The 13515-nt window shown below is 32.5% G+C and carries 14 protein-coding genes; 8 read left to right on the top strand and 6 right to left on the bottom strand.

Annotation, left to right across the window (positions count from 1 at the left end; all coding sequences use genetic code 11):
- Positions 1-101: 101 nt before the first annotated feature.
- The 4 genes from ACFSR1_RS16735 to ACFSR1_RS16720 are packed head-to-tail and all read right to left on the bottom strand — an operon-like array spanning position 102 to position 3817.
- Positions 102-734: a Crp/Fnr family transcriptional regulator gene (locus tag ACFSR1_RS16735; protein WP_378294164.1), complete on the bottom strand. Its 633-nt coding sequence runs from the start codon at positions 732-734 to the stop codon at positions 102-104.
- Positions 731-1522 (bottom strand): patatin-like phospholipase family protein, encoded by a 792-nt coding sequence (locus ACFSR1_RS16730; RefSeq protein ID WP_378294163.1) that lies wholly within the window; start codon positions 1520-1522, stop codon positions 731-733. The genes ACFSR1_RS16735 and ACFSR1_RS16730 overlap by 4 nt, the downstream gene beginning before the upstream one ends.
- Before the next feature lie 13 nt (positions 1523-1535).
- Complete coding sequence (cls, locus tag ACFSR1_RS16725) at positions 1536-2957, bottom strand: cardiolipin synthase (RefSeq protein ID WP_378294162.1); 1422 nt, start codon at positions 2955-2957, stop codon at positions 1536-1538.
- A 23-nt stretch (positions 2958-2980) separates the two neighbouring features.
- Complete coding sequence (locus ACFSR1_RS16720) at positions 2981-3817, bottom strand: universal stress protein (RefSeq protein ID WP_378294161.1); 837 nt, start codon at positions 3815-3817, stop codon at positions 2981-2983.
- Between the two features lie 517 nt (positions 3818-4334).
- Here ACFSR1_RS16720 and ACFSR1_RS16715 point away from each other — a divergent pair.
- The 5 genes from ACFSR1_RS16715 (at position 4335) to ACFSR1_RS16695 (ending at position 6950) form a co-directional block, all read left to right on the top strand.
- The gene (locus ACFSR1_RS16715) at positions 4335-4640 is read left to right on the top strand and encodes a hypothetical protein (RefSeq protein ID WP_378294160.1); all 306 of its coding nucleotides are present in this window, start codon (positions 4335-4337) and stop codon (positions 4638-4640) included.
- An 85-nt stretch (positions 4641-4725) separates the two neighbouring features.
- Entirely contained in the window at positions 4726-5208 is a 483-nt protein-coding gene (locus ACFSR1_RS16710; protein WP_378294159.1) for a hypothetical protein, read from the top strand.
- A 35-nt stretch (positions 5209-5243) separates the two neighbouring features.
- Positions 5244-5933: a hypothetical protein gene (locus ACFSR1_RS16705; RefSeq protein ID WP_378294158.1), complete on the top strand. Its 690-nt coding sequence runs from the start codon at positions 5244-5246 to the stop codon at positions 5931-5933.
- A 346-nt stretch (positions 5934-6279) separates the two neighbouring features.
- Positions 6280-6606, top strand: coding sequence for a hypothetical protein (locus ACFSR1_RS16700; protein WP_378294157.1), 327 nt, complete (start codon positions 6280-6282; stop codon positions 6604-6606).
- A gap of 155 nt (positions 6607-6761) precedes the next feature.
- A complete protein-coding gene (locus ACFSR1_RS16695) occupies positions 6762-6950 on the top strand; it encodes a hypothetical protein (RefSeq protein WP_378294156.1) in 189 nt (62 codons plus the stop codon).
- Between the two features lie 578 nt (positions 6951-7528).
- On the opposite strand, the gene ACFSR1_RS16690 is transcribed toward ACFSR1_RS16695, so the two are convergent.
- Both ACFSR1_RS16690 and ACFSR1_RS16685 read right to left on the bottom strand, forming a co-directional pair.
- Positions 7529-8008 carry a hypothetical protein gene (locus tag ACFSR1_RS16690; RefSeq protein WP_378294155.1) on the bottom strand — a complete coding sequence of 160 codons (480 nt, stop codon included), beginning with the start codon at positions 8006-8008 and terminating at the stop codon, positions 7529-7531.
- Positions 8009-8186: 178 nt separating this feature from the next.
- The gene (locus ACFSR1_RS16685) at positions 8187-9260 is read right to left on the bottom strand and encodes a hypothetical protein (protein ID WP_378294154.1); all 1074 of its coding nucleotides are present in this window, start codon (positions 9258-9260) and stop codon (positions 8187-8189) included.
- A 109-nt stretch (positions 9261-9369) separates the two neighbouring features.
- Between ACFSR1_RS16685 and ACFSR1_RS16680 the strand changes: the two genes are divergently transcribed.
- Genes ACFSR1_RS16680 through ACFSR1_RS16670 form a run of 3 tightly spaced genes read left to right on the top strand, consistent with a single transcriptional unit; the run spans position 9370 to position 13367 of the window.
- Positions 9370-9888, top strand: coding sequence for an RNA polymerase sigma factor (locus ACFSR1_RS16680; RefSeq protein WP_378294153.1), 519 nt, complete (start codon positions 9370-9372; stop codon positions 9886-9888).
- A 28-nt stretch (positions 9889-9916) separates the two neighbouring features.
- Positions 9917-10861, top strand: a complete 945-nt coding sequence (locus ACFSR1_RS16675; RefSeq protein ID WP_378294152.1) for a FecR family protein — start codon at positions 9917-9919, stop codon at positions 10859-10861.
- The gene (locus tag ACFSR1_RS16670; RefSeq protein WP_378294151.1) at positions 10851-13367 is read left to right on the top strand and encodes a TonB-dependent receptor; all 2517 of its coding nucleotides are present in this window, start codon (positions 10851-10853) and stop codon (positions 13365-13367) included. Before ACFSR1_RS16675 ends, ACFSR1_RS16670 begins: the two co-directional genes overlap by 11 nt.
- Positions 13368-13515 lie beyond the last annotated feature (148 nt).

Here is a 13515-nt window from a genome sequence, read left to right as displayed (position 1 = left end):
CAAGATTTTTTAACGCAAAACAAATCCTATACTGGTGAAAAAAGGTTTTTAAAGCTCCGCTTTAGAATGCGAATCCATACGACCTAATTCATTTACTAACTTCAAAGACTCAAAATTTTAATGCTATTGCGGTTTAATTTTATCTTGCCTTCTACTTCTAGTTTTTTGAGTAATCTGGATATGACCACGCGAGACGTGTGCAGGTCATAGGCAATTTCCTGATGGGTATTGTTCACCACGTTTTCATTATTGACTTTGGTTTTATCTTTTAAATACTTCAGTAGTCGTTCATCCATTTTTAAGAAAGCAATACTATCGATGGTTTCAATAGCTTCCATGAGTCGTTTATGGTAACTTTCGAAAACAAAATTCCTCCAGGATTTATACTTTGCAGTCCATTCTTCCATTTTTCCAACAGGAATCATGATCAGTTTAGAATCTGTTTCTGCAATTGCTTTGATCTCGCTTTTATGATGACCGATACAACAAGACAATGTCATAGCACAAGTATCTCCTCTTTCCAGAAAATAAAGTAATAGCTCATCTCCATCCTGATCTTCTCTTAATATTTTAATCGCACCGCTAATAATTAATGGCATCGATTTGATATAACTTCCTGGTTTTATGAGTTCATTACCTTCAGAAACCTCCTTAAAAGTTGCCACACTATTAATTTCTTCTAATAGTTCATTTTCAAAAAGATGTCCGTAATTATTCTTAAGTTCCTGAATCATTGTTCTTGTTGTTGCTTTTGATTCTCAAAATATACTGCTAATTGTTGTTTTGCCTCCTGATATCCAACATCAAATATTTTATCCAAGTTTCCACTGCTAAAAATTCCGTGATTTACAAGTTCTCTTGGCTGAATGATAAGGTCACAAAGTTTAAACTTTGTTTCAGAATTTGGCATTGCTCGTAAATAATAAGCTCGCTGCATCACATTATAGGAGTGTTTAAAATCAGAAATTTTTGGTTTTTTTATTGGTGTAACATCAATACCGATAATCATATCACAATGCTCCTGCAATGGTTCAATCGGAAAGTTATCTAAGATCCCACCGTCAGAATATAATTGATCTTCTATCTTTACCGGAGAGAATACTCCGGGAAAAGCTGCTGAAGCCAATATGGGTTTAATCAATTCTCCTTTACTAAAAACTTTGACTGTTCCCTCTACCAAATTGGTTGCTGTTATGAACAGTTTTTTCTTTAGACTTTGGAAAGAATTCTGCGGAAAATAATCAATTAGATCTTCGTAATACTTTTCAGAATCCAGAAATCCTGCTTTCTTTCTGGTAAATCTATTTAATTTAAACAATGGAATTTTACCAAAAAAATCTTTAATCTCCTCTATGGTATATCCGGCAGCATATAATGATCCTACAATGGCGCCGGCACTTGTACCCGAAACAAAATTAGGTATCAAGCCAGCTTCTTCTATAGCTTTAATGGCACCAATGTGAGCAACTCCCTTAAATCCTCCACCCGAGAGTACCAAACCAATATTTTTTAAGGTCTCCATATTCTGAAATTTTCTACAAAACCGGACTAAAAATTTTAGCCACTCCTTCTTTTAACTTTTCTATCCAAGGTCTCTTTACAAAAGTAGCATAGTCTAACTGAATACTCTGTTCACAATCCCTTAAAAAATCATTTTTTAATTCGATTGCAAAAGAATCATCATAGATTGCCACGTTTACTTCATAATTCTGCTCAAAACTCCTGAGATCAAGATTCGTAGTCCCTACAGAAGAAACCGTATCATCGGTAACAATCGTTTTGCTATGTAAAAAACCATCTGAAAACAGATATATTTTAACACCAGCCTCCATCAATCCTTCAAAATAAGATCGCACACACCATCGTACGATCTTACTGTCAGAAATATCGGACAATAACAATCTTACCTCTACCCCACTTAATGCTGCCACTTTTAATGCTTCTAAGATTGCTTCTCCGGGAATGATATAAGGATTAGCGATATACACATAGTTTTTGGCTTCATTGATCAGAGAAAAATACAGTTGTCGGGTAGCCGAAAAATCTTCATCCGGACCGCTATGTACCGTTTGGGCGGTCATATTTCCCATTTTTTTATATGTTGTGAAATACGAAGGACTCAAAATATCGTCTTGATTACTGATCAGGAACCAATCCATTACAAAAATTGCCTGTAAACTATGCACCACAGGGCCTTCTAGCTGTAAATGCATATCGTGCCAGATCCCTAAGTCAGGATCCCCTTTTAGATATTTATCCGCAACATTAATACCTCCGGTAAAGGCTATTTTATTATCCACCACAATAATTTTGCGATGGTTCCTATAATTTAAAGAGGATAAAAATTTACCAAACTTCACCGGTAAAAAACTATAGATCTCTACTCCTGCTTTCTGCAGCTTTTTAATATACTTTTTGCTTAAGGATCTGCTTCCTATTCCGTCGTAGAGAATACGTATCTGAACACCTTCTTTTACTTTTTGTTTAAAAAGTTCGAACAGTCCTTCGGCTAATTCACCATCTTCAAAAATATAATACTGCAAATGGATAAAATGTTCCGCTTTTTGTAAACTTTCGAAAATCGCTTGAAAGGTAGCATCTCCATTTTTAAGAAGCTTCAGCCGGTTACCTGCACTGGGCGCAAAACCACAGTTCATGGTTATAAGCCTAATCAGTTTCTGATGTTCCTGGTACTCTTCTTCTGTGACGGACTCATAATGGCTTTCTGCTTTTTCTAAATAAGAAATGATTTCATCTGTTCGCTTTAATTGAAACAGCTTATTCTTTCTTCGGTTTCTACCTAACAGCAAATAGAACAACATTCCACCAACGGGAATTGTAAAAATAGCCAACATCCAAGCCAAGGTTTTAGTTGGACGCACACCATACAATATCAGTTTAATGACAATTACGATTCCTGCCAAAAAGTATAGGATAAGAAAAGCAATATACACCATCTCATGATCGATTTTTTACAGCATCAATTATGCATAATAAGCAGTGGAACTCTAGTACCATAGCTTATTTTGGAAGTCTCTGAGCCGTGAAAGAATCGTTCCAGAAATGTTTCTCTATGAATAAACATCGCATTCATATCCACATCCATAATCTGTACAAAGCTGTCGATGGCTAAGGCGGTAGGAACATTGGTAATAGAATGAAAGGTGTGATTGATATCTTTAAAGAAATCTTTTAAATGTTTCTTATCATCAAATTCTGCTATGGTCACAGTATCATCTTCTTTGATCTTCAGAATCCTCAAAGAAGCTTTGTACTTCATCAAGGTGTCTACCAATGGTTCTATGTTTTCTGTTTTAAAGTGATCATTATAATCAATCGTATACATAATCGTTTTCGGACTTTTAAAAACATATCCTTGCGGAATGACCAATACCGGACAATCCACCTTACGTATGACATTGAGTGTGTTGCTACCAAAAACCACTTCTCTGGCTCCGGTTGCACCATTAGTTCCCATAACAATAAGATCAATATTTTTTGACTTTACCGTTTGTTTAATAGCATCTGTAAAAACATCATAATCGGTAAGCGCCTGAAAGGTATAATTTTCATGCTTTACTTCTTCTTTGAGCTCTTCTAATAGGATACTCAATTTTTCTTTTGATCCCTGCAAAACAGATTGATGTACAGAAGTATTTGCAGGAGCAGCCATCAAATCATCCGTCATATAATTGGATGCTTTTTGAACATTGAGCACATAAAAGGTACACAACTCATTTTTAAAGAACTCCAACGCATAATCAATCGCATTTCTGGCATTCTCTGAAAAGTCGGTAGGAAGGAGGATATTTTTCATTGTTTGATCATTTGATATCATAAAAATACTATTGCTGCTACGGTGGAACTATGATATTTGTCAGGTTGGGTTAATGGATGTGGTTGGAAAGCATTACTTCTAGAAGTCTCTCAACTTCATAGAATATGAAATAAGGTTAAAATCAAAATAACAGCTCCTGTGGTAAATTTTTTCTTTTTTAGTATAACTATTGCTAAAACTACTAATTATAAAACAAAAAGTATATATTAGTAAATGATCACTCAAAGTCAGGAGACTTTGCGGAGCGGGGGATAATACAAAGAATTGATGGGAGATTTCAAATGTAAAATAACAATACACCATAGCGGAAATGTAATCTTAACAGAATGGTAAATTAAAAGTTCAATAAAATTATGAAAATACTACTAGAATATTGGGCTCAAATCTCAGTGTTGATTACTGTTTTTCTTGGAAGTCTGGGATATCTCTTAATAATTTATTTAGATCATAGTTATAAGAAACAAGAACTTAGATACCGCTTTTCTATGAAAAAAAAGTGGCAAAGATTATCGAAATTCATAATAAGATTGTAGAGATTCAAATTCTTATTGATAGACAAATGTATAATAATGACTTTAAACAAAAAGTTTTTAAACAACGAAAAAGTTTAGATAAATTTTACTGGGAAAGCAAGTTTTATTTCACAGAAAGAACACAAGAATTATTCGATGTATTCCTTGAGGGATTAATGTCTTTCGAAGTTGACATACCTGGAGAAGATACTTTAGAAACTCAAATAATCTTTACGGACATTAACAGGGAGCTTTTAGAAGAGTTTAAAACTGAAATAATTAAAAAATAAAGTTCAATAAAAAGATATAATACGCAAAAACATTGCGTAGAGAATATCTTAATTTGATCTGTATATTAATAAAATGAATGAAAAGATGAAGTACAGATCTAAAAAAGCCTCCCAAAAAGAAATACATCTTTACGCTTTATTGGGAGAATCTCTATTTGCAGTTCAAATATTAGAGGACGCGTTAAGCCACGCGATTGTTTTAAAAAAAACAGAACCAGATCAAAAGAAAGAAGCAGATGATCTTCTAGAAAAGAAAAGATTTTACACATTTGGTAAGGCTCTACACAACGTCAAAAAAGAATCATTACTACCCAAACCTTTGGAGATTGAATTATCAAATCTGCTCAAAGAAAGAAATTGGCTTATTCATCATAGTATTACAGAAAATAAAGATGAAATTAAATCAGATACCTATTTTAATAAATTATTTGAAAAGACAAAAGCTATTACATCAAAGGCTCACGAATTACAGATTTCAATTGAACTCGATTTAATTGAATATTGCGAAAGAAAAGGAAGTGATATGACTAATGTCAAAAATGCCATGAATAGGCATTACGAAATTTAAAATTCAATAAAATAATTATTACCACAATTTTTAGAATGACCGACGAACAACATCTGAATAAGCTATCAAAAATTGAAATTTACTGCGAAATTTTAGACGGAATTTTAAGATATGCGAATATTAAATTCTATTCTAATAATGAAGAACATATTAAACAACTGACTAAAAAATTGAAATTCCAAAATCTCTATGATTATGAGTTATATCGGGCTTGTATTGACCAAATGGAAGATGCTCAATCTGCAATAAAAGATTTTAAAAAGAATGGATTATATACCAATGAGTATAGACAAGGGGAAATGTATTTAAGACTTTATGGTGTTTTAAATGCTTGCTATTTACAAATAGGTGTTATGACCGATTTACTCAGACTATTCAATTTTCAAAATCAAAAGGAAATCCGAAAAAAACTTAAAAAACTGAATGCTATAGAATTAAGAAATAAAATAGCTTCTCATTCAACAAGGTATTTAGATAGAAATAAGAATTTTGACTATTTTAGAATAGCTCAATCATCATTAAACAAAGAAGCCACCAGTATTATTATAGTTGGCAAAAACGAAGCTGAACGTATTAACTTAAATGAGTATCTAGATGAATTTACAAATACAATTGAACAATATTTGGAACAAATAGTTGAAAAAGAATTGTACTCGAGATCATTTAAAAAAGAAGGGGTTGAATGGATGAAACTTAGACATGATTATTTAAAAAATTATAAGTAAACCGGATAACTCGGATTTGCAATCCGAGATTGATTAAATGATTCGAAAATCGATGTATTAAAACAATCGGCATTTACCAAAAGTATACGTTGGTGAGCAATTCCTCAAAGTCAGGAGACTTTGCGGAGCGGTAGGTGTTTTAGACTTATGTATTAGAACATGGATTTTGGGCTTTGTTATCCGTTATTTTAATCCCAGTTTTCGGATTAATGTTTTTTCTTTCAAAGAAAAAATATATAGGCTTTGGGATGTTCTTTTCGGCCATTCCAATAATACTATTAGCCTTTTTATTTGTTCAAATAAGTAAATTGCATTGAAAATCTAATAAACCGATAATTTCTATAGTATGGAAGATAATGAAATCAAGAAAAAAATAGCGTTTAAAAAAGATCTAATTGAAAAGCTGACAAAGAAAATTGCTAAATCAAAAGTTAGCTCGATTATAATTCACATTGTTTTGTTTGTCATAATAGTTTTCTTTATTAAATTTTTCTCATCTAAAATAAATAGTGAATCCTTTTTTGATTTTTTATCAATTGGTTATGTCCAGAATGGGATAATAATACTTTTGGCTGCTATATTAATATTTTCTGCTAAGAATCATTCCCAAAAAGACAAGGATTACTTGAAGAAACTTCAAAAAGAAATTAGCGCTTTAGAGGGTGAAAATTAATTTTTAAATTCAATAAACCGATGCTTGAAGCACTACTTGATTTGATTGCAGGGATAATTAATAGCAATAAAAGGTTATCAGTAATATTCGCGATTCTGATTCTACTTTTATTTGTGGGATATTTAATTTACACTAAAGTTCAATAAAACGATGCTATGAGATTATGGAAATTAACCTGTGTTAGAAGTTCAGGAAAGGCATTAAAAGGAATGACTGTGGAAATAGTTACAGAAAGACCAGAACCCTCGTCGGATGAGATTAGCCAAGCGGTTAACAGAAAGTATGGAATTCGGTCTACAGGATTCAATATATCAAGTTCTAATTGGACTATGGAAATTGTCTAAAATTTCTAAACAACTGCCTTCTGCTCTAAAAAAATTACTCTTCTAAGCTTGAAACATACTACACTTTCCTATTTTTTTATTAAAAAAATGAATATCCTGGGTAACAGAACTCTCATTCTGGTAACATCGTGATATAGTTAATATAATTTTAGTAGTTCTTCTTAAAGGAATATGATCAATTATAAAACTATTTTTTATTAATTTAAATGATATACCCATGAAAAAAAAGACATTAAGCAAATTGAAATTAAACAAAAGTGTAATCTCTAATTTAAACTTAAATAAAATATCTGGTGGTAAGGTCGCACTAATGACTGAGCAATCTCCAGGTTGCGCGAGTAAAGCTGGTCTATGCCAATCGAGAGATTGTGATGACACATGTGAAAATTCATTTGCTCCAGGATGCGTATGTTCGGAGAATGTTTGCTAAAAACGAAAAAAAAGTGAATAACAATTAGCATCAACTCTAAATAACGCTAAAACAAAAAACGACTTCAAGTGTATGAAGTCGTTTTTTCAATAAAAGTTTTGGGGCAAAATGCGTTTATACTTTTTCAAACAGTATAACAAGAAATCTGTTAATTCTTTTCAAAAGTTAATAGATCCGTTCCTCCGTTTCCGCCACTGATATGACGCAAATCTATTTTGGAACTGCTGCGAGTTAAAATTTCCCAATCCTCAGTTAATTCTTCAAAATTAGATGGAGAGATAAAAGCGATATTAAAATCAATATCATCATCGCTGCTACTATCATCACTACTGCTATCATCATCGGTAACAGACCAGGTACCATTCACTGTGGTTGTTCCATTATCCGCGACTAGAGTGCCATCTGTATTAAATGAAAAATTATAACCGCTAAAATTACTGGTTTCATCCTGTCCGGAATCCACAAAGTTTGTGATTCTCCAAGTACCAGACTGCATGGTATTCGTAATCAGTTGTATTTCTGCACTGTTATTATTTCCATTCATTCCATCATCGTCGCTAGAACAGGTCGAAGACATTAATGCAAAACTGATCATCACCAGCATGCTATAAAAAAATCCTTTTTTCATGATTATGTTTGTTTTATTAGTGAAACTCTGTTTTGAAAAGTTGCATAGCAATGTATTCAAAATAGATAGTTGAACTAATCCCGCTTTTTCAGCGGGATCTCAGGCTCGTCTGCCGAGCCGCATACATCTAATACCTCGTATACTTGCATCGAGGTAGTTTATTAGTTACATCCCTTTTTTAATTATTACAATCGCTCTCGAACCTAAGTCGATCATCTCCCAATCTCAAGTCGACTTTTGTTTCATTCGTATATTGTTCAATTTCATGTAAAATCCAGTTGTTATTAAAATCAACCAAATCTGGAATATCTACAGTCACTACGATGCTATTTCCTGTGCCATTACTTTCCCAGGTTCCGGAAAAATTATCACTACTGGACACCGCAGTTAATGTTCCATCTGTAGCAAAGTTGAAAACGTACTGTGAATATTGATCTTCTAAATCCATATCATTACGCTCTAACTTGTCTACGATCCAATTGGTACATGTGGTTAAAATTGTAGAAAGTTGATCTGTACTACAATCATTGCAATCATCATCATCAAAATCATAATCGTCATCCTCATCACAATCATCTTCAGCGTCTTCGATCACATTTTCTAATTCAATAAGATTATTGATCTCTACTGTTGATCCATCAGAAAGAATAACCGTAATCGGAAAATCAACATTTACAATGATATTATCCTCTAAGTCGTCAATAAAGTCATATAACTCATTGTCACTGGTAATAGTCACGTCACCAATCAGGTCATTGTTCGTATTAAATAAAGACGCTGTTATTGGGTACTGAAAGTCTATACATTCTATATCGTCATCTTCCTCATCTTCTCCATTACAATCACCAGAGAAACTTTCAAGTTCTGTATTATTGTTGATAGTAACTTCTGTAAAATCACTTAGGATAATAACAATAGGAAAACTAAAAGTAATGGTGTCATCGTCATCCTCTAATTCATCAAAAATATCTTCTACAGTGTCTAAACCATCTTCATTGGTAATTATGATCTCCAGGCCATTTGCAGTAACCGTTACCGGAAATTGTATAGAAAAACAATTAGAACGGTCGAGAATATTATCCAGAGATCCATCATTCATAGAGGTTCGCTGCATCAAGTTAGCGATTTGAGAATTGGCTTCTAACACTTCTTCTTCCGGAGCTTGTTCAAATTCTCTCTCTTCTGATCTACAGGAGAACAACAGAATAGAAGTAAAAAGCATCCAAGAACTAAATTTTAAAATTGATTTCATGATTTGAGTTTTTAATTATGTACTACCAAGACAACTTAAATTCAAAAAGTCCTGAAAAAAACTAAAAAAATAATTTCTACCTTTATGTAATTTCAAAATCAGTACTCTTTTGCCAGAAGATAACCATCAAAATATTTGCGATAAAAAAATCTTTTCTAGATTATATGAAAAGTATGCAAAGGACTTACATGATTATCTATACTATAAATTTGGAGAACGTTTTAATCCTAACGATAAAACTCAGGAAGCTTTTATAAAGCTTTGGGAAAATTGTAAAAAAGTAAAATCAGCAAAGGCATTTTTATTTACGACTGCTAATAACTTAACCCTCAATGAAATTAAACACCAAAAAGTAGTTTTAGCCTATCAAAAACTAACTCCAAAACAGTATACCAATGAGACTCCAGAGTTTTTAATGGAAAAAGATCAGTTTCTTCAAAAATATCAAAAAGCAATTAGTAATCTTTCTGAAGAGCAGCGTGTTGCATTTGTGTTAAGTAAGATTGAAGGAAAAAAACATATCGAAATTGCAGAGATGTTAGGAGTAACCAAAAAAGTAGTAGAATATCGAATTTATAGTGCTTTTGACAAGTTAAAAACTGAATTAAAGGGATTTAACATAAAATAATCAGGATAAATAAGCACATAGTTGTCTTATGAATAACGAAGAAGATAAATTGCCAAAAATGGATAAAGAATACTTACTAAAAAAGTGGTTATCAGAAGAAGAACTTACTGAGGAAGAGTTGGTGGCTTTTAAAAAAATGGATGATTATCAGTTACACGTGGATATTGTCGATGATATAAAACATTTTAAAGTATCTAATTTTTCTACTGTTGATGATTTTGATGCATTAGAGAAACGCTTACCTCCAAAAAACGTGCCCGTAAGAAGATTACAATGGGTTACACCATTTCTAAGAATAGCCAGTATATTTGTGATTGCTTTTGGTGTCTATTTTCTTTTCTTTTTTAATAATGATATACAGATACAAACATTAGCTAGCCAAAAAACTACCATAGAACTACCAGACTCATCTACTGTTGTCTTAAATGCATTATCGGAAATCAGGTATGATGAAAAAAACTGGGATCAAAACAGAGCCATCAATTTAGAAGGCGAGGCATTTTTTGAAGTTGCAAAAGGTGCAAAATTTGATGTTGTAACACCAAAAGGTACCGTAAGTGTATTAGGAACTAAATTTAGTGTAAAACAACGTGAAGATTATTTTGAGGTAACGTGTTTTGAAGGAATTGTAAAAGTTACCCATAAAAAAGATTCGAAAAAACTGATTGCAGGAGAAACCTTTAGAATTGTAAATGGTGTTATTACTTTTGATAAAACCGTATTCCAAAAACCATCATGGACAAATAACAGAAGTAGTTTTAAAGCCGTACCTTTCATAGAAGTCATTGCCGAATTAGAACGACAATATGACTTAAGAATTAGCTTAGATACCAAAGAGTCAGAACGACTTTTTACCGGAGGTTTTGTTCATAATAATCTGGAAAATGCCCTAAAATCTATAACTGAACCATTAGACTTGACATACATTATAGAAACGTCTAATCAAGTCATTATAAAACATAGTGAGCAGTAATAAGATTTATTTTTTAGTTTTTGTAGCTATATTCTTCTGTACAAACATTCAGGGGCAGGATGCTGATAAAAAACAATCTCTTACCGACATATTGATTACAATACAGAATCAATACAACTATCAATTTAATTATGAGGAAGAAACGGTAAAAAACATCGAGATCGTACCTCCTGTTTTGGACTTTCCGTTTCAATCCGTGATCGATTATCTACGGAAGCAAACCAACTTAGTATTTACGGTCATAGATGATAATTTTGTGCTTATCAAAAAAAGGAAAACGACCATATTGGTGTGTGGTTATTTAAAAGATAAAGATTCTCAAAAACCGATCGTCAACGCTTCTATTCAAGGCAAGCGTACTTCTACCACCAGCAATACTGATGGATATTTTGAACTAAACATTGATGCGGAAAATGAACTATTAAAAATCCGTCATCTTGGTTACAAAACACGTACTGTATCCTATAGTGGTTTTAATACGGATGATTGTTTATCTATTGCATTAGTACGGCAAGAAGAAACGCTTTCAGAAATCATCTTATCAACTTATTTAATAAAAGGTATTGATAAGCTGAAAGATGGTTCTTTTCAGATAGATTTTTCTAAATTCAGTATGCTGCCGGGACTTATAGAATCTGATGTTTTGCAGTCTGTTCAGGCATTTCCCGGTATACAAAGCAGTAACGAAACCGTTTCTAATATTAATGTTAGAGGTGGTACTCACGACCAGAATCTATTACTATGGGATGACATAAAAATGTATCAATCGGGTCATTTCTTTGGTTTGATTTCAGTTTTTAACCCAAACATCACCAAGAAGGTTTCTTTGCAAAAAAATGCTACTGATGCAAGTTATACCGATGGAGTATCCAGTACCATTTCTATGAAAACTGACACCAAACTAAATGATAATTTTAATGGTAATATAAGTCTCAGTTTTATTGATTTTAATGGTTTTATGGATATTCCTCTAAGCAAAAAATCATCCATACAGATAGCCGGTAGAAAATCCTTGAGCGATCTGGTAAAAACACCAACCTATGATACTTATTTTGAAAGAATTTCTCAGGATACAGAAGTAGAAACGAATCTGGCTGATGTAAGAAATTCTAATGAAGAATTTAATTTCTATGACTTCTCCTTTAGATGGTTATATAAAATAAGTGATAGCGATGAAATTAGACTTAACTTTATAAATATAGATAATGAATTAGTATTTAATGAGAGCGCTACGATCAATGGTACTGAACGATCCATAGAGAGTAGTTTATCACAAAACAGTATTGCGGGAGGATTAAACTATAAGCGGACCTGGAATAATAAGTTTAAAACAGATTTTCAGATTTATGAAACAGATTATAAACTAAAGGCTTTTAATACAAATCTGATCAGATCCCAGCGATCATTACAAGAGAATATAGTATCCGAAACGGGTATCAAATTACATACGATGTATAATCTTTCTGATAGAATCCGTTGGGATAATGGATACCAATTTATAGAAACCAAAGTTACCAATCTTGATGATGTAGACGATCCGTTGTTTAGATTATTGATATCTGAAGTGCTTAGAACACATAGTCTATTTTCTCAGGCATATTATACTTCAGAAAATAAGCTTACCAATCTTACGCTTGGAATTCGGTATAATTATTTAGATAAGTTTAAAAAACATTTATGGGAACCCAGAATAAGTTTCAATCAAAAATTCCTGAATGATTTTACCTTTGAAATACAAGGAGAGCTCAAAAATCAAAATACTTCTCAGGTAATTAATTTTCAGAATGATTTTTTGGGAATCGAAAAACGAAGATGGCAACTTTCTAACAATGATTCCATCCCTGTTATTACCAGTAAACAGCTATCTGCAGGTGTGAGTTTTAATAAAAAAAACTGGTTGATAACGATGGAAGGTTATTATAAAGACGTTGACGGAATCACAACACAAAGTCAAGGTTTTCAGAATGATTATGAATTTGTAAAAACTGATGGTAGTTATGAGGCTATCGGAGTTGATTTTTTAATAAGAAAACGATTTAACAATATTAATTTTTGGTGTAGTTATTCATATCTGAATAGTGACTACACTTTTGATTCCCTACCGGAAATTAATTTCCCAAGTAATTTTGACATCACACATAGTGTAGGGTTGGGTGCTACCTACTCGACTAAAAACCTAAAAGTCTCTGCCGGCTTTAACTGGCACTCCGGGAATCCAACTACCAGACCTGAGCTAAATAATGAGGTTACCGATGATACTATAAACTATGACCCAACCAACAGTGATCGCCTTAATGAATATTTTAGAGTAGACCTTTCTGCCATGTATCAACTTCACTTAGGCAAAAAACATCAACTAAGTATAGGAGCATCTGTATGGAATCTACTGGACCAGCAAAATATAATCAACAATTATTATAGAATTAATACCGCGGGAGAAGTTGAGGAAGTAACGCAAAATTCTCTGAGTATTGTTCCTAATGTTTTATTACGAATGAATTTTTAGGGGAAGTGAATTAGATACTTAAAAATGATCAATGTCATTGTTTAACTCTGAAATTTACAATTTATTTATTATAAAAATTATTGTAAGATTATTATGGAAAATATTAAATTCCGTAGCGATAACGATAATGAACAGAAATTCGCTCGTG

This window comes from Aquimarina rubra (assembly GCF_042684305.1).
Taxonomy (GTDB): domain Bacteria; phylum Bacteroidota; class Bacteroidia; order Flavobacteriales; family Flavobacteriaceae; genus Aquimarina; species Aquimarina rubra.
The sequence above is the reverse complement of the archived record's forward strand: the minus strand, read 5'-3'. Positions and strand labels throughout refer to the sequence as shown.

Excerpts from the sequence above, each read along its gene's own strand:
- ACFSR1_RS16700 (WP_378294157.1), top strand. The coding sequence starts at position 6,280 with ATGGAAGATAATGAAATCAAGAAAAAAATAGCGTTTAAAAAAGATCTA.
- ACFSR1_RS16720 (WP_378294161.1), bottom strand. The coding sequence starts at position 3,817 with ATGAAAAATATCCTCCTTCCTACCGACTTTTCAGAGAATGCCAGAAAT.
- ACFSR1_RS16675 (WP_378294152.1), top strand. The coding sequence starts at position 9,917 with ATGAATAACGAAGAAGATAAATTGCCAAAAATGGATAAAGAATACTTA.
- ACFSR1_RS16710 (WP_378294159.1), top strand. The coding sequence starts at position 4,726 with ATGAAGTACAGATCTAAAAAAGCCTCCCAAAAAGAAATACATCTTTAC.
- ACFSR1_RS16730 (WP_378294163.1), bottom strand. The coding sequence starts at position 1,522 with ATGGAGACCTTAAAAAATATTGGTTTGGTACTCTCGGGTGGAGGATTT.
- ACFSR1_RS16690 (WP_378294155.1), bottom strand. The coding sequence starts at position 8,008 with ATGAAAAAAGGATTTTTTTATAGCATGCTGGTGATGATCAGTTTTGCA.
- ACFSR1_RS16705 (WP_378294158.1), top strand. The coding sequence starts at position 5,244 with ATGACCGACGAACAACATCTGAATAAGCTATCAAAAATTGAAATTTAC.
- ACFSR1_RS16735 (WP_378294164.1), bottom strand. The coding sequence starts at position 734 with ATGATTCAGGAACTTAAGAATAATTACGGACATCTTTTTGAAAATGAA.
- ACFSR1_RS16685 (WP_378294154.1), bottom strand. The coding sequence starts at position 9,260 with ATGAAATCAATTTTAAAATTTAGTTCTTGGATGCTTTTTACTTCTATT.
- ACFSR1_RS16695 (WP_378294156.1), top strand. The coding sequence starts at position 6,762 with ATGAGATTATGGAAATTAACCTGTGTTAGAAGTTCAGGAAAGGCATTA.
- cls (WP_378294162.1), bottom strand. The coding sequence starts at position 2,957 with ATGGTGTATATTGCTTTTCTTATCCTATACTTTTTGGCAGGAATCGTA.